The following is a 17,924-nucleotide window of genomic DNA, read 5'->3' on the forward strand; positions in this document are numbered from 1 at the left end:
AAGCGTTTGCGGACCGGCGGCCGATTCAGAACTCGCCGGGCGGGTCGGCAAGGCGTGCTGAGCCGCCCGGCGAGACTCGGAGCGGATCAGGCGGCGGGCCAGTCGGCCGACGCGGCCTTTTCCTTCCCGACGGTCGTCGCTTCGCCGTGGCCGGTGCGGACGATCGTCGCGTCGGGGAGGGGGAAGAGGCGGTCGCGGATGGATTTCACGATGGTCGGGTAGTCGGAGTACGACCGGCCGGTGGCACCGGGACCGCCGTGGAACAGGGTGTCTCCGGTGAAGAGGACTTCCAGGTCGGGGCTGTGCAGGCAGACCGCGCCGGGGGCGTGGCCGGGGGTGTGCAGCACCGTGAGGTCGGTGCCGGCGACGGTGATGACCTGACCGTCGGCCAGGTCGCCGTCGGGGGCGCGGTCCGGGTGGGTCAGGTCCCACACGACGCGGTCGGCCGGGTGCAGCAGGATCGGCGCGCCGGTGCGCTCGGCCAGTGCGGGGGCGGCGTTGACGTGGTCGTTGTGTGCGTGGGTGCAGACGATCGCGCGGACCGTGCGGTCTCCGACGACGTCCGCGATGGCGTCCGCGTCGTGGGCGGCGTCGATCACGATCACCTCGGACCCGTCGCCGACGATCCAGACATTGTTGTCCACGTTCCAGCTGCCGCCGTCGAGCTCGAACACGCCCGACGTGACCAGGTTCTGCACTATGGCCGTCATGCCGCAGACCCTAGTGGCCCGCGAGGCATACCGCCGCTACCTACTTTCGAGTATTCTTACTCGCGGTAAGTTATCCGCGACGACGGGACTGCTCATGACCGACCCCCGGGCTCTGCTCGCCGAACCGCTCAAACTCGCCTGCGGGGCCGTGCTGCCGCATCGGATCGCGAAGTCGGCGCTGAGCGAGCAGCTCGGCGACCGCCGCAACGCACCGTCCGGCGAACTCGCGAGGCTGTACCGGACCTGGGCACACGGGGGCGCTGGCCTGCTGGTGACCGGCAACGTGATGGTCGATCCCACTGCGCTCGGAGAACCGCGCAACGTCGCGGTGCCGGCCGTGCCGGATCCGGCGGCGTATCGGTCGTGGGCGCGGTCCGTGGACGGCACCGACGCGCAGTTGTGGGTGCAGCTCAACCATCCCGGTCGGCAGAGTCCTCGGTACCTGTCCCGGCAGCCGGTCGCTCCGTCGGCGGTGCCGTTTGGCGACCGAGGGGTGCGGACTGCGTTCGCCGCGCCGCGGGCGCTGACTGGCGACGAGATCGAAGCGGTGGTGGAGAGGTTCGCGTTGTCGGCGCGGGCGTTTGTCGAGGGCGGGTTCGCCGGGATCCAGATTCATGGCGCGCACGGCTACCTGATTTCGCAGTTCCTGTCGCCCCTGGTGAATCGTCGCGACGACGAGTGGGGGCGCGACCGCAGCCGGTTCCTGCTTGAGGTGGTGCGCGCGGTCCGGGGCGCGGTGGGCGATCGCGTGCCGGTTTCGGTGAAGCTCAACAGTGCTGACTTCCAGCGCGGCGGCTTCGACGAGGACGAGTCGCTGCAGGTGGTTCGCGCGCTGGGCGAGGCCGGGATCGACCTGCTGGAGATTTCCGGCGGCACGTACGAGCGGGCCGCGATGATGGGGGCCGGCCGGGCGAGCACGCAGCGGCGGGAAGCGTATTTCCTGGACTACGCGGCGAAAGCCCGGCAGATCAGCGACGTCGCGCTGATGGTCACCGGCGGGTTCGCCACGGCGGCCGGGATGGCGGAGGCGCTGGAATCCGGTGCGCTGGACATGATCGGGGTCGGCCGCCCGTTCATTGTCGACCCCGGCCTGCCGGGACGGCTGCTCGCGGGCGAGGACGTCCGAGCCGAACGACGGTGCCCGCGCACGGGAATCCGCCTCGCCGACAGCCTGGTCGAGATTCAGTGGCACACCCAGCAGATGCACCGCGTCGCCGCGGGCAAACCGGTGGACCTCAAGCGCGGTGCCTGGCGGGCGTTGGCCCAGGCCGGGCTCAGCGATCCGCTGAACGCGTTTCGGCGGGTACGCGCGTGAGCCGCCGGTCGACGAGCCTGGCTCCGCTGGCGAGCACGATGAAGAAGACGCCGATGAGCACGCAGTTCAGCGCGACCTGCCCGTAGCCGAGGTCGTCGGCGTTGACGAACGGGTACGGGTAGTAGCCGTCGATCGCTCCGCGGACGAGGGTGAAAACCAGCCACGCCAGGGGATAGACGAGCGACCACCAGACGGTGCGCCATTCGAGCACGCGCGGGGCGAAGATCAGCCAGCCGAGCACGCACAGCACCGGCGTGACGCGGTGCAGCAGGATGTCCGCGGCGAGGCTGAGCCCGTGCAGTTCGTACAGTCCGGCGAGCGCGACCTGGTAGACCACGCCGGTGACCACGATCCCGACCAGCGCGTCGAGCCAGAGCACGCGCATCAGCGGCGAGGTGCCGCGTCCGCGAGCGAAAGCCGAGCTGGTCACGAGGACGAGAAGGTTCGAGATGATCGTGAAGTAGGTGAACAGGTTCGCCACCCGCCCGCCGAAGCTGGCGTACCGCCCTTGCGTCGGCACCAGCGCGACGATCTGGATCACGAGCGCGGCCAGCACGACGACCGCGGTCACCCCGAACCACAGCCGGGCCAACGCTTTCGAGGACATGCCGCTGACACTACGGTCCCGGCCTGCTCCGCCCGGCCCGACACGACCAGCGTCGGTCGCGTCGGGCCGGGTGAACTTGCCCCGGACGCCCGCTTGCGGCGGAGGCTGGGGACTACCGCATCACCGCACCGCCTTCACCAGGGCAGGCACGAAGACCGACGCGTCGATCGTGCCCCAGCCGCTCGCGATGTCGTAGCCCGGACCGGCCTTGAAGCCTTCGACGTCCCACTGGCTGTTGTCGCCCTTGGTGACGTCGACGATCCCGGCCGCGGCGCCCTTCGGACCCAGCTTCGAGTACAGCGCCGGGTTGATCTGGCCCAGCCGCCCGTGGTTGGCCTGCACCGCCAACGCCAGCACGCCCGCGAACAGCGGCGCCGACTGCGACGTGCCCTGGACGCCTTCCATGCTGATGTCCGGGTACGACCGCATCGTGCTACCGGTGATCTTCTTGACGTGGTTCTGCCAGGACGGCCGCGCGTACGCCTTCGACAGGCCCGCCCCCTCGCTGAACCCGTTGTCCGCCGCGTTGACCAGGTCGTCGGGCTGGGTGCGGACGCCGTTCGCGTCCAGGTGCAGCTGGGTGCCGCCGAGCGTGGTGACGTTCGGGTCGCTGGCGGGCCAGCTCGCCACGCGGTACGGGTACCGGCCGGGGCCTTGCAGGTACGCCCCGGTCGGGCCGTCGTCACCGGACGACGCCACCAGCGTGACGCCGGCCTTGCTCGCCCGCTCCAGCGCCGGGTCGAGGGTCTTGATCGACTCGAACGACGGGAAGTTCTCCTCGGTGGTGCCGAAGCTCATCGAGACCACGTCGGCGATGCGGTGCTCGGTCATGTAGTCGACCGCGTGCATCATTTCCGGCAGCCCGGCGAAGCCCTGCGTCTCGGCGACCGGAGTGGCCGCGACGACGATCTTCGCGGCCGGGGCCATCGCGTGCATCATCGTGACGTCGAGGTCGGTTTCCCCGCCCCACGACTGGCAGGCGGCGGTGTCCACCCCGGGATCGGTGCACGCGGGCACCGCGCCGGACGGCTGCAGCACCTCGACGTTCGCCGGCGGCAGACCGTGCTGCCGCGAATACTCGTCCAGGACCTGCTTGACCTTGTCGTCGCCGAACGACACCAGCGTGGCCACGGTGGACCCGGCACCGGTGATGCCCTGGTTCCACAGCTTCGTGGCGTTGTACGCGCCGCTTTCCTTCGGCAGCTTGGCCATCGCCGCGTTGAGCCGCGCGACTCGCTCGGACACGGTCGTCGCGCCGACGAACGACTGCGCGGCGGCCGAGAAGTGATGCCGGGACGGCTGCGGCGGCGCCGGCGCGGCACTGGCCGGTGCCGCCACCACGGCGGCGGCGAGCGCCACGCCCGCCAGCAGGGTCATCGGCCGCCCGAATCCCCGGACGGCTGATTTCACCCGGAACGTCATGCTTTTCTCCCATCGACACAGGCCAGTGCTCCCACTCTCGGGCACGCGGCCACGGGTGCGACATCAACTTTCGTCGGGCGTTTTCCCGAGTACGGTGGGGAAAACTGCCCGATGTCCGTAATGTGCCCGCTCATCCGGAGGGTGTGCGGGGCGATCATCCGGACGCCTCCTCGGAACCGGGCCGATCTTCGCGGCCGGGTTGCTCGGCGGAATCAGGTTGCCCGTGGGAACCGGGTTGCCCGCCGGAGCCGGGTTGTTTCTGGGAGCCGGGGTGCTCGTCGGAACGGGGGCGCTCGTCGGAGCCGGGGTGCCCCGAGGAACCGGGTCGCTCCTCGGAACTGGGTTGCCCGCCGGAACCGGCGTGCTCCTCGGAACCGGGTTGCCCGCCGGAATCAGGCTGCTCCTCCGAACCGGGCTGCCCCGAGGATCCAGTGCCTCCCGCAACCCCGGCTCGCTCAGCCTGGCCGGATTCCTCCGCCGGACGGCTGCCGCGCAGCAACCCCCGGACGGTGTCGATGGTGTCCGCCTCGCCGGGTTCCTTGTCCGGCCGATACCGCACCACCCGCGCGAACCGCAGCGCCAGCCCGCCCGGATACCGGGTGCTGACCTGCGCCCCGTCCAGTTCGATCTCGACCACCGTCTCCGGTCGCACGTGGACGGTCCACTGGTCGCGGTGCGTCTCGATCTCCTGGAACCGCTCGGTCTGCCAGGCCAGCAGCTCGTCGGTGAGGCCCTTGAACGTCTTGCCCACCATGATCGGCGGCCCGCCGTCCGGATCGCGCGCGCCGAGGTGCAGGTTCGACAGTTTCCCGGTGCGCCGCCCGTGTCCCCATTCCACCGCCAGCACCACCAGATCGATGGTGTGCACTGGTTTCACCTTCAGCCACGCACGCCCGCGCCGCCCGGCCGCGTAGAGCGAATCGAGGTCCTTCACCATCACGCCTTCGTGCCCGGCGTCCATCGCCGCTTCGAGTACCGCGGCCGGTGCTTCCGGCCGGACCGAGCCGGGGATCACGTGCTCGCCCGCTACCCGGCGCAGCGCCTCGTTGCGTTCGGACAGCGGCGCGTCGAGCAGATCGACCCCGTCCAGGTGCAGGCAGTCGAAGAAGTACGGCCGCAGCAGCAACGCCCGCACCTGTTCGTCCCGCGTGCTGCCGAACCGGCTCATCGTTTCCTGGAACGGCCGCGGCCGCCCGTCGTCGGTGAGCGCGAGGGTTTCGCCGTCCAGTACCACCGATTCGCACGGCAGCGCCCGCACCAGCTCGACCAATTCGCCTACGCTGCCGGTGATTTCCCGCAGCGTGCGCGTGTACACGTGCACGTCCGCACCGTGGCGGTGCACCTGGATCCGCGCACCGTCCATTTTGTACTCGACGATCGCGTTCCCGTGCTCCGCCACGGCTTCTTCCAGCGATTCCGCCGGCGACGCGAGCATCGGCCGGACTGGCCGGCCCAGCTCCAGGCCGAATTCCGCGAGCGCCGCCGCGCCCCCGGTCAGCGCCGCCTGCCCGGTGACCGGCAGCCGTCCGGACAGCATGAACGCGCGCCGCACCTGGTCGACTCCCACCTCGGCCGCCGCCGCGACCGCGTCGACCATCACGCCTTCCAGCGCGCCCTGCCGCAACTCCCCGGTGACGAGCCGGAACACGAACTCCTGCTCGGCCCGCGTCAGCCGGGAGAACAACGCGGTGAGCACCTCCGCCCGTCGCTTCACCGAACCCGCGCCCGCCGCGGCCGCGACCTCGGTGAGCGCGACGTCGACCTCCGCCACGGAGACGGCGGGCGCGGCCGCCGGTTCGACAGCGAGTTCGGCGAGCGTGCGCCAGCCGGCTCCGAGCCGGTCCTGCGCCGTCTGCCCGGTGAGATACGCGATCACCGCGGGCAGTTCGCCGGGTTCGGCCGTGCGCAGCACACTGGCCAGCACGGCGATCTTCGTTTTCCGTGACCGCGTGGCCGCCAGTTCGGCGGAGGCGGTGACGAGGTCGGTGAACAACACCCGGCCATCATCGCCCCCGCCACCGACAAAAACTCCCGCCCCGGCCTCGACCGGGTGAAAAAGAGCTGGTCAGGCATCCGGTCGAGTGCAGTACTGATCCAGCAGCCCCTGTTTCGTCACGCACGGCGTGTACCCTGCGTCCTGCAGTTCCGCCCGCGCCGTGCTGCTGCGCAGGTAGTCGATGAACTGCTTCAGCAGCGAATCGTTCTCCGGCACGCCCTTGGTGTAGAGGTACTCCACCGTCCAGAAGCGATAGCCGGCGTCGATGCTGGTCACGTCGGGGTAGCGGTCGTCGAGTTTCGCCATGGCGACCCGCCCTCCGGCCGCGGCGATCTTGGCCGCCGGGACGTCCGCGTAACCGATCGCGCCGGGAGTGTCGCCGACGGCGCGCAGCAGGTCGTCGGTCGTGCCGCGTTCGCAGCGCACCACCGCGGCGTGCGGGTCGCGGGTCGGCGTCCGGCAGTCGTCCGAGGACAGTCCCGGCTCGGCCGTGCCCAGCACTTTCTCCTCGAAAGTCTTGCGCGTGCCCGATTCCTGCCCGCGGCCGACGATCCGGATCGGAATCGACGGGCCCTCGCGCAGTTGCGACCAGTTGGTGTACTTCCCGCTGAAGACGCCGCGGACCTGCTCGCCGGTCAGGTGGTCGAGGCCGACGGATTTGTTCAGTACCAAGCTGTACACGAGCACCGCGACCGGCTGCGTGACCAGATCCGGTCCGGCATCGGCGGCCTTGCCGTCGGAGAGCACGGCCAAGCTGTCCTTTTGTTCCGCGGGCAATGGCCCCAGCTCGCGCATTGCGGACACGCTCCCGACCGCCTGGGTCGCGATCGTCGAGCCGGGACACTGTCCCTGGTACTCCGTCGCGATGCCCTTCATGATCGGTGCGAACGCACTGGATCCGTGCACCGCAAGGGATCCGCTGCCGCAGCCCGCCGCGGGCCCGCGCGACGCGGCGACGAGGAGCATGCTCAGCAACGCGCCCGTCAGCAGCACTCCGATCGCCACGGTCACCACCGGCCACGACAGCCAGCGCTGTTTGCGTTCGTCCTTGATCCGGCCGCCGCTGAGCCGTCCGGTGACGGTCAGGTCTTTGGTCAGCGGCCCGCCCAGCCAGTCGTCCGGCTCGCGCAACACCACGACGAGCTTGAACTTTTCCCGTCGCTTCAACGAAAGACGTGCGAGCCGGACGCCGTGCCATTGCGTTGTCTGCGCGGCCGGGGCCGGGGACTCGGGCACCCGGAAGAAGCCGGACAGCCGCTGCGACAGCAATGCCCGCACACCGGACAGCGGCACGGTTTCGGGTCCAGGCGCGGGCCGGTCGTGGGTAAAGAACTCAAGTCCGTCTCGGACCACATCGCGCAGGCCGTCCTTGGCGCCGGACACGCGCGCGTCCCAGACCACACGCCTGCCGAAGGTGAACTGCAGCGGGTGTTCCCAGTCGTCCCGGCCGATGTCGAAGCTGCCGGTGTTGCGGATGCGGATCACGACCACGCTGAGCGGTTTCAGCAGTTGCACCGTGCGCTCGAGTTCCGGATCCGCTTGCACCGCACCGTTGTCGTGGTCGCTGAGCGGGACCGGGTCGAGGCCGATCTTGGAGTTGTACAGTTCCCGGTAGATGACGCGCCTGCGGCGGATCACGTAGCGGTCGACGATCGGGGCGAGGATTGTCGCACCGGCGACGACCGCGATCGGCACGATGCCGCGATCGGACGTGAGCACTTCGGCGAGCGCTCGCAGGACATCTCCGAAGCTCACGGTCACCCCCCCTTGCCCGCTCCCGAGACTGTCCACACTAAGCGTCGGCCGCGGGACCCCTCCCCGGTGCACCAGGTGTTCACCGGCGGTTCAACCGGCCGACGCGATCCGCTCCACGGCGGCGCGCAGCCGGTCCGGCGGGAGCGCGGCGTACCCGAGCACGAGACCCGGATATCCCGCCGCGGTATGGGAATAAGTCGACAAGGCGGGGGCGTGCACGCCTGCCGCGGCGAGGTTTTCCTGAAGCTGTACGTCATCGGTGCCGTCCGGGAGCCGGACGACCAGATGCAGTCCGGCGGCGATCCCGACCGGCTGCCACTGCGGAAGACGCTGCGTTATGGCTTCGATAAGCGCGTCACGACGAGCGCGGTACAGGCGTCGGGTGCGGCGCAGATGCCGATCGTAGCCGCCGGTGGCGATCAGATGCGCGAGCGCGGCTTGCGGGAGCGGCGGGCAGCCGAGGTCGTGCATTTCCTTGACCCTGGCCACGGCGTCGCGCAGGCGTCGCGGCGGAATGAGCCAGCCGATCCGCAACGCCGGCGCGAGAACTTTGCTGACGCTGCCGATGTAGGCGACATGATCGGGAGCGAGCGCGCGCATCGCGCCGAGGGCGGGGCGGTCGTAGCGGTGCTCGGCGTCGTAGTCGTCTTCCAGGATGAGTCCGCCGGTTTCCGCCGCCCAGGACAGCAGTTGCCGACGGCGTTCCGGATGCAGCGCGACGCCGAGCGGGAACTGGTGCGCGGCGGTCACGAGCACGATTGAACAGTCTGAAGTGGACAGCGCCTCGACGTCGATGCCCTTGTCGTCGACTGGAATCCCGACCGGCCGAAGTCCATGGTCGCGCAGCAGGATCGCTTGGCCGTGGTGGCTCGGGTCTTCGACGGCGATGCGCTGGTCCGGCAAGGCGTCGGCCAGCAGCGACAACGCTTCCGCGGCTCCGCTGGTGATCACGATGTCGTCCGGGTTCGTCGGCAACGCCCGGACCCGCCCGAGGTAGGCGGCCAGTTCCGCGCGCAATGCCGGATGCCCGGTCGGATCGGGGTAGCCGAGACCGAGATCAGGCGTCGCGTTCAGGGCTTCTCGTTCGGCGGCAAGCCATTCGGCCCGCGGGAAGGCCGACAGCGCGGGCAGTCCGGGACGCAGGTCGAACTCCCAGGTCGGCGATTTCGTAGTACTCACGCGAGGTGTTGGCGCGGGATCGTCGAGCGGCGCGACCCGAGTGCCCGAGCCGTGTTTGCTCAGCAGATAGCCCTCGGCGGTGAGTTGCTCGTACAACGCGGTCACCGTGCCGCGCGCGACCCCGAGTTGGCGCGCGAGATCGCGGCTCGACGGCAGCCGGGTGCCGACAGCCAGCCGTCCAGTACGGATCGCGTCGCGCAACGCGGCCTCGACGGCGCGCCCCCGGCGTCCTCCGGCGGCGGCGGGCAGCAGCAACTCGCGGATGGTTTCCACGGCCCGACAGTACGGCCAAGTGGTCCAGTTAGTCGAGTATCGAGTGGTCCTTCTGAATAGACCACTCGTGGCTGAAGACTGAGCTGCGTGAAACGGTCGATGGTGCTTTCAGGGGTGGCCGGCGCGGTGCTGGTCGGCGGATCGGTGCCGGTCACCGGCATGCTGGACGGATATCCGGTGATCACCGGGCAGGCGTTGCGGTACGCGCTCGGCGGCCTTCTGCTGCTCGGCTGGGCGAAGGTCACGCGCAGCCCGCTGCCGCGGCCGAAACTCGGCGATCTGCCGACGCTGCTCGGCCTCGCCGCGACCGGGATGATCGGCTTCCAGGCCTGTCTGCTGCTGGCCCAGCGCTACGCGGAACCCAGTGCGGTAGCGGCGTTCCTCGGAGCCAGCCCGCTCGTGCTCGCGCTGCTCGCGCCGATGCTCGACGGTCGCCGTCCGTCCGCCGCTCCGGTCGTCGGGTCGGTACTGGCGGGGCTCGGCATTGTGGTGCTGTCCGGTGGCGGATCCGCTTCCGCGCCAGGGTTGTTGCTGGCTGCGCTGGCGATGTTGTGCGAAGCGTCGTTCACCCTGCTCGCGGTGGGATTGCTGCGCCGGCTCGGGCCGTTGGCCACCTCGACGTGGGGTTGTTTCACTGCTGCGGCAAGCGGTGCCGTGGTCGGGACGGTGGTTGATCCGGCGGGAGCCTGGCAGTGGCCGAACGCGCGTGAGCTGGTCGCGTTGCTGTTGCTGGCCGTCGTGGTGACCGCGGTGGCTTTCGTGCTCTGGTACAGCTGCGTCGTGGAGCTGGGCGCGGACCGGGCGGGCGTGCTGATCGGGCTGATGCCGGTGTCCGGGTTGACTGTCGCGGTGTTGATCGGCGCGCAACAGTTCGAGCTGAAAGACTTGGCCGGCGTCACCCTGGTTGCCGCTGGAGTCGCATGTGGACTGTGGAAACGCGAAGCGGCTCGCCCGGAATTGTCCGAACGAGCCGCTACAGTCGGCTGAGCGCTACTTGCCGCCGCGCGCCATCCGCAGCACGTCGAGCGCTTCGTCGAGCTGCGCTTCGGTGAGCTTGCCGTCGCGGACGTACCCGCGCTCTAGCATGACCTCGCGGATCGTCTTGAGCTCCTTGAGCGCCTGCTTCGCGACCGCGGCCGCCTCCTCGTAGCCGATGTACTTGTTGAGCGGTGTGACGATCGACGGCGAGCCCTCGGCGTACTGACGCGCGCGCTCGGCGTTCGCGGTGACCCCGGCGAACACCTTGTCCGCCAGCAGCCGCGAGACGGCCGCGAGCAGCCGCGCCGATTCGAGCACGTTGCGCGCGATGACCGGCAGGTTCACGTTGAGCTGGAAGTTGCCCGCCGCACCGGCGAACGCGACCGCCGCGTCGTTGCCGACGACCTGCGCGACGACCTGCAGCGTCGCCTCCGGGATGACCGGGTTGACCTTGCCCGGCATGATCGACGAACCCGGCTGGAGATCCGGCAGCGCCAGCTCGGCCAGCCCGGTGCGCGGGCCGGAACCCAGCCAGCGCAGGTCGTTCGCGATCTTGTTCAGCGACACCGCGACCGTGCGCAGGTGCCCGGAGGTCTCGACCACGCTGTCCTGCGTCGCCTGTGCCTCGAAGTGGTTGCGTGCCTCGGTGAGCGGCAACCCGGTGATCTGCGCCAGTTCGGCCGACACTGCCTCACCGAAGCCGCCCGGCGCGTTCAGGCCGGAGCCGACCGCGGTGCCGCCGATCGGCAGCTCGCCCAGCCGCGGCAGACCGGACCGCAGCCGCTCGATGCCGAAGCGGATCTGCGCGGCCCACGCGCCCGCTTCCTGGCCGAGCGTGATCGGCACGGCGTCCATCAGGTGCGTGCGGCCGGACTTGACTACGTCGTTCCACTCCTCGGCGCGCGCCTCGATCGCGCCGGCGAGGTGCTCCAGCGCCGGGACGACGTCGGTGAGGACGGCCTCGGTGGCGGCGACGTGGATCGTCGTCGGGAAGGTGTCGTTTGAGGACTGCGACGCGTTGACGTGGTCGTTCGGGTGCACGTCGCGGCCGAGCGCGCGGGTGGCCAGCGTCGCGATGACCTCGTTCGCGTTCATGTTGGACGACGTGCCCGAACCGGTCTGGAAGACGTCGATCGGGAAGTGCTCGTCGTGCTTGCCCTCGGCGACCTCGTCGGCGGCCTTGGCGATCGCGTCGGCGACGTCGGCGTCCAGGACGCCAAGACGCGCGTTCACGCGGGCGGCGGCGGCCTTCAACAGGCCCAGCGCGCGGATCTGGGCGCGCTCGAGACCGCGGCCGGAGATGGGGAAGTTCTCGACGGCACGCTGCGTCTGCGCGCGGTAGAGCGCGTCGACCGGGACGCGGACCTCACCCATCGTGTCGTGTTCGATCCGGTATTCCTGTTCAGCCATACCCCCGATTCTGGCCCCGATTCCGTTTTCCGGCCGGGTGTTGTCGCCCACCCCGGTACGCTCGGTTGTGTTCTCGATCACCGCCACCCACCACTGGCATGGAGCGAGCCTCATGGATTACGACCTCGTCGTCATCGGAGCCGGTCCCACCGGCCTCTTCGCCGCCTACTACGCGGGATTCCGCGGCCTCTCGATGGCTGTCGTCGATTCGCTGCCCGAACCGGGCGGCCAGGTCACCGCGATGTACCCGGAGAAGACGATCTACGACGTCGGCGGGTTCGCCGCGGTCCGCGGCCGGGATCTCGTGCAGGGCCTCGTGGACCAGGTCGCGCCGTGGAAGCCGGACTACCTGCTCGGGCGGAAAGCGGAGAAGCTGGAGAGCGTCGAGGGCGGCCTGGAACTGACTCTCGACGGCGGCGACGTGCTGCGCGCGGGAGCGGTCCTGATCACCGCGGGCATCGGCGAGTTCACGCCGCGTCCGCTGCCCGCCGGAGACGGCTGGCTGGGCCGCGGGATGGTCCATTTCGTCCCGTCGCTCGCGGCCCACGAGGGCCAGCACGTGGTCGTGGTCGGCGGCGGGGATTCGGCGTTCGACTGGTGCCTGGCCCTGCATCCGGTCGCGGCGAGCGTGACGCTCGTGCACCGCCGCGCGAAGTTCCGGGCCGCGGAGTCGATCGTGCGGCAGGTGCGAGAGTTGGGCGTGCGGTTGGTGACCGACGCGGAGGTGTCCCGGTTCGTCGAAGCCCCGGACGGGTCTCTGACGGCGGTTGAGGTGGCGGTGAAGGGCGAGCCGGACGAGCAACTGCGCGCGGACGCTGTGGTCGCGGCATTGGGATTCACCGCGGATCTGGGGCCGATTGAGAGCTGGGGGCTGGAAATCGATCACCGGGCGATTTCAGTGGACTCGACTATGGCGACGGCGCGCCCGCGCGTTTATGCGGCGGGGGACGTGGCGGCGTATCCGGGGAAGGTGAAGCTGATCGCGACCGGGTTCGGGGAGGCGGCTACGGCGGTGAACAACATCGCGGTGGCGTTGAATCCGGAGGCGCATTTGTTCCCGGGGCATTCGAGCAACGTCGAGTGACGCCGTAGCCGGAAGCGGAGCCGCGCGGCCGGCAAGGCCGGATGGAGACATTTGGCCGACCTGGCGGTGGATTTCCGTTGGGACGTAAGGCGGACTGCGAGCTGCGACGTCGAGTGAATCAGCCGGTTTTCTCCGCGATCCACGGCTGATACGCCACCGCCGACGTAGCGATCGACGGAGCCGATCCGCACGTCGACGAGCGGTTCCCCGGGCGGCTGACCATCCCGGCCAGCACCCACCGGTCGCCGTCGCGGGTCAGTTCCGGTCCGCCGGAATCGCCGTAGCACGAGCCGGATCCGCCCGGGCTTTCCGTGCACAGCTCCGAGGTTCCGTCGAACGTCGCCGTGCATTTCGCGCCCGGCACCAATTGCGTGTCGAGCTGGCGCAGCGACTTCGAGACCGGCCCGCAATTCGGCGTCGCGCACGTCTGGCCCCAGCCGATTACCCGGGCCGCCGTGCCCGGTGCGGCCGAACCGCCGATCGCGATCGGGGCGGCCTGCACCGGGGCGGTCAGCCGGATCAGGCCGACGTCGCCGGTTTGCGTTTCGGCGTTGAAATGCGGGTGCAGCACGAATTCCGCCGCTTTCGGCGTTTCCCCGCCCGCGTCCGCGTCGTTGCTGCCGACGCGCAGGCCGATCGTCGCCGGGTCCTTCGCGGACAGGCAGTGCGCCGCGGTGACCACCCAGGTCGGCGTGATCAGCGAACCGCCGCAGAACAGCGCGCCGCCCGAGGTGTGCAAGGACACCGCGAACGGGTACGGCTGGTCCGCGTCGGTTCCGCCGACGATCGACGGCACAGCAGGCCCGGCCGAAGCGCCGCCCGCGCTGAGCACCACTCCGGCGAGGACGGTCAGCGCCAGCGCGAACAGCCGTTTCGACACCGGGAACTCCTTGGCAGATCAGGGAAGCGGAGGCACCGCGCGCTCGTCCTCGTCGAGGTCGAGGTTGCCGTCGAAGTTGACGGACGAGTACGCCCGCAGCTTCTCGAGCCGGTGGTAGCCGTCGATCATTCTGACCGTCCCGGACTTGGACCGCATGACGATCGACTGCGTCGTCGCGCCGCCCGCCCGATAGTGGACGCCGCGCAGCAGGTCGCCGTCGGTGACGCCGGTCGCGCAGAAGAACACGTTGTCGCCGGTGACCAGGTCGTCGTTGAGCAGGATCCGGTCAAGGTCGTGGCCCGCGGCGAGCGCCTTCTCGCGCTCCGCGTCGTCCTTCGGCCACAGCCTGCCCTGCAGCTCGCCGCCGAGGCACTTCATCGCGCAAGCGGCGATGATGCCCTCGGGTGTGCCGCCGATGCCGAGCAGCATGTCGACGCCGGTGGTCGGCCGGGCCGCGGCGATCGCGCCCGCGACGTCGCCGTCGGAGATGAACCGGATCCGGGCTCCCGCCTCGCGGACCTCCTTGACCAGCTGATCGTGGCGCGGCCGGTCGAGGATGCAGACCGTCACGTCGCTGACGCTGGAATTCTTCGCCTTCGCCACGCGCCGGATGTTCTCCGCGACCGGGGCGGAGATGTCCACCTTGCCCGCCGCGTCCGGGCCGACGGCCAGCTTCTCCATGTAGAACACCGCGGACGGGTCGAACATCGCGCCGCGCTCGGCGACCGCGAGCACGGCCAGCGCGTTCGGCATGCCCTTCGCCATGAGTGTGGTGCCGTCGACCGGGTCGACCGCGACGTCGCAGTCCGGGCCGTCGCCGTTGCCGACTTCTTCGCCGTTGAACAGCATCGGCGCTTCGTCCTTCTCGCCCTCGCCGATGACGACGACGCCGCGCATCGAGACGGTGGAGACGAGCTGGCGCATCGCGTCGACGGCGGCCCCGTCGCCGCCGATCTTGTCGCCTCGGCCGACCCAGCGGCCGGCGGCCATCGCGGCTGCCTCGGTCACCCGCACCAGTTCCATGGCGAGGTTGCGATCAGGCGCTTCGCGTCGGCTGCGGTCACTGGCGGTGGTCATGGTGGCCTCCCGGAACACGGTTCGTCAGCGGGTGCCCAGTCTGTCAGATCCCTAGGCCACCTGACCGATTCAGCAACGCATGGTGCACGTCACTCTGTGTCGTCGTCGGTCTCCACCGAGGCCAGCGCGGCCTCGATCCGCTCGCGGGCGCCTTCCAGATGCCGCTCGCACACCTTGGCGAGCTGCTCGCCCTTCTCCCAGAGCTCAAGCGATTGCTCCAGGGAAAGCCCGCCGGCTTCCAGTTCCTTCACGACCTCGACGAGCTGATCGCGGGCCTGCTCGTAACCGAGTCCAGCGGTGTCTGCTTCGCTCACGTTCTCCGACCTTGTGGTGCACGGGGCTGTTCGCGCAGACTACCGCGTCCGGCGGGGGTTCCGGGGAGGCTCGGTCAGTCTCCCAGGCTCAGCTGCCAGCCATCGCGCTTGGCGTCGTCCGCGTCCTTCCACATCGTGCCGCGGCTCTCGTTGCCGAAATGTACGCCGTAGCGCTCGGCATTGGGGACGTCGGTGAATTCGAAAGTGAAGGCCCGAACCCAGACGCCGTCGACGACGTCGGTCGGGCCGCCGCTGCGGTGCAAAGCTGTGGTTGCGACGACCCGGCCAGTTTCGTCTACGAGGGTCACTTGCGCGCCGTCGCTGATGTCGCGGTAGCCGTCGTATCCGTCGGCGGTCGACTTGATGCATTGCATATCGCACCGAAGGGACAGAGTGCCGTTGAGCGGTCCGGTGCTCGCTCCGAACACGGCGATCAGGACAGCGGCGAGTGCGCCCGCCAAAAGACAAGCGGCGCGCCGATCCAGAGGAAGAGCTTGGCACGACTGGGCGTCGTGGGCGGCGGGTCTGGAATCGGTTGAGCCGCAGAGCCTGGCTAAAGCCCTCGCTAACGAGGCAGCCGGGCCCGTTGCGGGCAAGCGACCACCGCGCTGGCCATCGCGTGGTCGTACCCGACGAACGCCAGCGCGAACTCCTGCCCGTCACCGTCCGCGATGGCGTCCTCGAGGTTTTCCTGTGCGCTCGCCACCCGGCGCCGGTGGCCGGTTCCCTCGGCGAACCACCACCGCACGCCGACGTGCTCGGACGTCGCCTCGGACAGTCGTCTGAGCTGCGGAGCCAGCCCGCGCCGGGCGGCGGTGCCGCAGCCGGCGAGCAGGGCGGTCCAGCATTCGTCGGCGGCTCGGTCGGTGACCAGGGCCTGCCTCAGCAGGAGACCGGCGTTGAGCCGGGCGGCGGCGTCCACCGTGAGCGGGAGGAACGCCGGGGCCCGGTGCATCACGGCCGGTCTCCTTCCGGTACGGGTGTCGTCGGCTCGACGGATTCGGCCACCGCCCGGACCGCCCCGTCGGCGACCCGTACGCGCAGCTGCGCTCCGTCCTCGATCTGGGAGACGGAGCGGAGCACGTGGAGGTTGCCTGCGGAATCAGTGAACTGGACGACGGCGTAGCCACGCGCCATCGTGGCCGCCGGGCCGAGCGCGGCCAGCTTGCCCCGCGCGTTCGCGACCTCGGCTTGGTCCTTGGCGAGCAGGCCGAGCATCGCGCGACGGCCGCGTTCGCGGTGCATCTCGACGTCGCTGAGGCGGCGCTCGATCGGACCCAGCGGATCCGCCAGCGACGGACGGCTGCGCAGCTGGGTCAGCAGCCGCGTCTCCCGGTCGACCCAGCCGTGCAGCGCGCGACGGCCGCGGTCGCGCATCTGCCGCACCCGCGCGGTCTCCTCGCGGACGTCCGGCACGATGCGCTTGCTCGCGTCGGTCGGGGTGGAACAGCGCAGGTCGGCGACGTGGTCGAGCAGGGGAGTGTCCGGCTCGTGGCCGATGGCGCTGACGATTGGCGTGCCCGCGGCCGCGACCGCCCGGCACAGCGCTTCGTCGGAGAACGGCAGCAGATCCTCGACGCTGCCGCCGCCGCGGGCGATGACGATCACGTCGACGTCCGGGTCTTTGTCCAAAATGGACAGTGCACGGAGGATTTGCGGAACCGCTTGCGTACCCTGCACAGCGGTGTTCAGCACCTTGAACAACACGTGCGGCCAGCGTGCCTGCGCGTTGGCCAGCACGTCTCGCTCGGCCGCCGACGCGCGTCCGGTGATCAGCCCGATTTCCTTGGGCAGAAAGGGAATCGGCCGTTTCCGTTCGCGGGCGAACATGCCTTCGGCGGCCAGCAGCTTGCGCAGCCGTTCGATCCGCGCGAGCAGTTCGCCGATGCCGACCGCGCGGATCTGGTCCGCGCGCAGGCTCAGCGTGCCGCGGCCGAAGAAGAACGACGGCTTCGCGTGGATGACCACTCGGTCGCCTTCGCGCAGCGGCGTCGGCAGTTCGCGCACCAGCCACATCGGACAGGTGACGGACATCGAGACGTCGGCGGACGGGTCGCGCAGGGTCAGGAACGCGGTCTGCGTGCCGGGTCGCGCGTTCATCTGCGTGACCTGGCCTTCGACCCAGACGTCGCCGAGCCGGTGGACCCAGTCGCCGATCTTGCGCGCGACGGTGCGGACCGGCCAGGGGTTCTCCGCGCTGGTCGCGGGGTCGTTGCTCACTGGCCTTCCGCGGGGTCGCCCGGCTGTTCCTCGGCCTTGCGGGCGTTGCCGATCCGCCGTGCGAGCATGCCGACGAACGACGCGCGGTCGGCGTTGGCCTTCTCGTACTCCAGCAGTTCTTCCAGCTGGGGCACGGTCAGCCGGCGCAGCCGAGCGCGCAGCTGCGGCAGCGTCAGCTCGTCGTAATTGCCCAGGCCGGCCGGGCCGGAGCTGTCGTTCTCGCCGTCGGAATGCTCCTCGGCGAGCGCGCGGGTCTCCTCGACCCACGGGTCGTCGATGTTTTCCGCGGCGAGGTCCGGCGGCGGCGTGCGGTGGCCGTTGGTGCGCGGCTCGGGCAGGTCGTCGACCGGCACGAGCGTGGGCCGGGACGGGGCGAATTCGGGCTCGGCGTCCTCGTCGAACGTGGCCCAGCTGGGCGTGTCCTCGACGGGACGCAGCATCGACAGCGCGTCGTCGCCTTTGATGGCCAGCTCGGTGACCTGCTGCTGGACGCGCATGGACAGCTGCAGCACCTGGCTCACGACGGTGACCGGCAGGCCGGTGAGCTGCTTCGGGAGCTCACGAACCCGCTCGGCGGTGGTGACGGCGAGGCCCGCGGCGACCCGGAGGGGGAGCGGGAGTGGCTTCATGGGTCCAGCGTGCCGTATCAGGGCCGTCCTGCCCAACCGAACGGGTGGCCAGGGGCGCCGGACGTGACGCCCGGC

General features: G+C 70.2%; 17 protein-coding genes. 3 read left to right on the forward strand and 14 right to left on the reverse strand.

Annotated features, from left to right (window positions below; all coding sequences use genetic code 11):
• Positions 1-86: 86 nt before the first annotated feature.
• Positions 87-710, reverse strand: a complete 624-nt coding sequence (locus tag ACFXI3_RS19140) for an MBL fold metallo-hydrolase (RefSeq protein WP_344286196.1) — start codon at positions 708-710, stop codon at positions 87-89.
• 94 nt (positions 711-804) lie between these two features.
• Here ACFXI3_RS19140 and ACFXI3_RS19145 point away from each other — a divergent pair, with 94 nt between their 5' ends.
• Complete coding sequence (locus ACFXI3_RS19145; RefSeq protein WP_378400860.1) at positions 805-2,025, forward strand: NADH:flavin oxidoreductase/NADH oxidase family protein; 1,221 nt, start codon at positions 805-807, stop codon at positions 2,023-2,025.
• Here ACFXI3_RS19145 and ACFXI3_RS19150 read toward each other — a convergent pair.
• From ACFXI3_RS19150 to ACFXI3_RS19170, 5 genes are all read right to left on the reverse strand, one after another.
• A complete protein-coding gene (locus tag ACFXI3_RS19150) occupies positions 1,985-2,632 on the reverse strand; it encodes a Pr6Pr family membrane protein (RefSeq protein ID WP_378400862.1) in 648 nt (215 codons plus the stop codon). The genes ACFXI3_RS19145 and ACFXI3_RS19150 overlap by 41 nt on opposite strands.
• A gap of 120 nt (positions 2,633-2,752) precedes the next feature.
• Positions 2,753-4,054 (reverse strand): S8 family serine peptidase, encoded by a 1,302-nt coding sequence (locus ACFXI3_RS19155; RefSeq protein WP_378400864.1) that lies wholly within the window; start codon positions 4,052-4,054, stop codon positions 2,753-2,755.
• Positions 4,055-4,208: 154 nt separating this feature from the next.
• On the reverse strand, positions 4,209-6,050 hold the full coding sequence (locus ACFXI3_RS19160) for an ATP-dependent DNA ligase (RefSeq protein WP_378400866.1): 1,842 nt from the start codon (positions 6,048-6,050) through the stop codon (positions 4,209-4,211).
• Between the two features lie 69 nt (positions 6,051-6,119).
• Entirely contained in the window at positions 6,120-7,805 is a 1,686-nt protein-coding gene (locus tag ACFXI3_RS19165) for a PstS family phosphate ABC transporter substrate-binding protein (RefSeq protein ID WP_378400868.1), read from the reverse strand.
• Positions 7,806-7,895: 90 nt separating this feature from the next.
• Positions 7,896-9,257, reverse strand: a complete 1,362-nt coding sequence (locus tag ACFXI3_RS19170; protein WP_378400870.1) for a PLP-dependent aminotransferase family protein — start codon at positions 9,255-9,257, stop codon at positions 7,896-7,898.
• Between the two features lie 87 nt (positions 9,258-9,344).
• On the opposite strand from ACFXI3_RS19170, the gene ACFXI3_RS19175 reads away from it, so the two are divergent.
• Positions 9,345-10,244: a DMT family transporter gene (locus ACFXI3_RS19175; protein WP_378400872.1), complete on the forward strand. Its 900-nt coding sequence runs from the start codon at positions 9,345-9,347 to the stop codon at positions 10,242-10,244.
• Between the two features lie 3 nt (positions 10,245-10,247).
• Here the strand turns inward: ACFXI3_RS19175 and ACFXI3_RS19180 are convergent, their stop codons facing one another.
• Positions 10,248-11,645, reverse strand: coding sequence for a class II fumarate hydratase (locus ACFXI3_RS19180; RefSeq protein ID WP_378400874.1), 1,398 nt, complete (start codon positions 11,643-11,645; stop codon positions 10,248-10,250).
• 112 nt (positions 11,646-11,757) lie between these two features.
• Here ACFXI3_RS19180 and ACFXI3_RS19185 point away from each other — a divergent pair, with 112 nt between their 5' ends.
• Complete coding sequence (locus tag ACFXI3_RS19185; RefSeq protein ID WP_378400876.1) at positions 11,758-12,729, forward strand: NAD(P)/FAD-dependent oxidoreductase; 972 nt, start codon at positions 11,758-11,760, stop codon at positions 12,727-12,729.
• A gap of 118 nt (positions 12,730-12,847) precedes the next feature.
• Here ACFXI3_RS19185 and ACFXI3_RS19190 read toward each other — a convergent pair whose 3' ends face one another.
• The 7 genes from ACFXI3_RS19190 to ACFXI3_RS19220 all read right to left on the reverse strand — a co-directional run bounded on the left by ACFXI3_RS19190 (position 12,848) and on the right by ACFXI3_RS19220 (position 17,849).
• Positions 12,848-13,609, reverse strand: coding sequence for a S1 family peptidase (locus tag ACFXI3_RS19190; RefSeq protein WP_378400878.1), 762 nt, complete (start codon positions 13,607-13,609; stop codon positions 12,848-12,850).
• Positions 13,610-13,627: 18 nt separating this feature from the next.
• A complete protein-coding gene (glpX, locus tag ACFXI3_RS19195; protein WP_378400880.1) occupies positions 13,628-14,686 on the reverse strand; it encodes a class II fructose-bisphosphatase in 1,059 nt (352 codons plus the stop codon).
• 89 nt (positions 14,687-14,775) lie between these two features.
• Positions 14,776-15,000, reverse strand: a complete 225-nt coding sequence (locus tag ACFXI3_RS19200) for an exodeoxyribonuclease VII small subunit (protein WP_020664931.1) — start codon at positions 14,998-15,000, stop codon at positions 14,776-14,778.
• Positions 15,001-15,074: 74 nt separating this feature from the next.
• Positions 15,075-15,461 (reverse strand): hypothetical protein, encoded by a 387-nt coding sequence (locus ACFXI3_RS19205; protein WP_378400882.1) that lies wholly within the window; start codon positions 15,459-15,461, stop codon positions 15,075-15,077.
• Between the two features lie 104 nt (positions 15,462-15,565).
• Positions 15,566-15,955: a hypothetical protein gene (locus tag ACFXI3_RS19210; protein ID WP_377873285.1), complete on the reverse strand. Its 390-nt coding sequence runs from the start codon at positions 15,953-15,955 to the stop codon at positions 15,566-15,568.
• A complete protein-coding gene (xseA, locus tag ACFXI3_RS19215) occupies positions 15,955-17,220 on the reverse strand; it encodes an exodeoxyribonuclease VII large subunit (protein ID WP_378400884.1) in 1,266 nt (421 codons plus the stop codon). Before xseA ends, ACFXI3_RS19210 begins: the two co-directional genes overlap by 1 nt.
• A complete protein-coding gene (locus tag ACFXI3_RS19220) occupies positions 17,217-17,849 on the reverse strand; it encodes a lipid droplet-associated protein (RefSeq protein ID WP_344286207.1) in 633 nt (210 codons plus the stop codon). Before ACFXI3_RS19220 ends, xseA begins: the two co-directional genes overlap by 4 nt.
• Positions 17,850-17,924: the final 75 nt, after the last annotated feature.

The sequence above is a fragment of the Amycolatopsis sp. NPDC059235 genome (genome assembly GCF_042754125.1).
In the GTDB taxonomy this organism is placed as follows: Bacteria; Actinomycetota; Actinomycetes; order Mycobacteriales; family Pseudonocardiaceae; genus Amycolatopsis; species Amycolatopsis albidoflava.

What these genes read in the sequence shown, in the direction of transcription:
- ACFXI3_RS19140 (WP_344286196.1), bottom strand. Translation starts at nt 710, where the DNA reads ATGACGGCCATAGTGCAGAACCTGGTCACGTCGGGCGTGTTCGAGCTC.
- ACFXI3_RS19145 (WP_378400860.1), top strand. Translation starts at nt 805, where the DNA reads ATGACCGACCCCCGGGCTCTGCTCGCCGAACCGCTCAAACTCGCCTGC.
- ACFXI3_RS19150 (WP_378400862.1), bottom strand. Translation starts at nt 2,632, where the DNA reads ATGTCCTCGAAAGCGTTGGCCCGGCTGTGGTTCGGGGTGACCGCGGTC.
- ACFXI3_RS19155 (WP_378400864.1), bottom strand. Translation starts at nt 4,054, where the DNA reads ATGACGTTCCGGGTGAAATCAGCCGTCCGGGGATTCGGGCGGCCGATG.
- ACFXI3_RS19180 (WP_378400874.1), bottom strand. Translation starts at nt 11,645, where the DNA reads ATGGCTGAACAGGAATACCGGATCGAACACGACACGATGGGTGAGGTC.
- ACFXI3_RS19185 (WP_378400876.1), top strand. Translation starts at nt 11,758, where the DNA reads ATGGATTACGACCTCGTCGTCATCGGAGCCGGTCCCACCGGCCTCTTC.
- glpX (WP_378400880.1), bottom strand. Translation starts at nt 14,686, where the DNA reads ATGACCACCGCCAGTGACCGCAGCCGACGCGAAGCGCCTGATCGCAAC.
- ACFXI3_RS19210 (WP_377873285.1), bottom strand. Translation starts at nt 15,955, where the DNA reads ATGCACCGGGCCCCGGCGTTCCTCCCGCTCACGGTGGACGCCGCCGCC.
- ACFXI3_RS19220 (WP_344286207.1), bottom strand. Translation starts at nt 17,849, where the DNA reads ATGAAGCCACTCCCGCTCCCCCTCCGGGTCGCCGCGGGCCTCGCCGTC.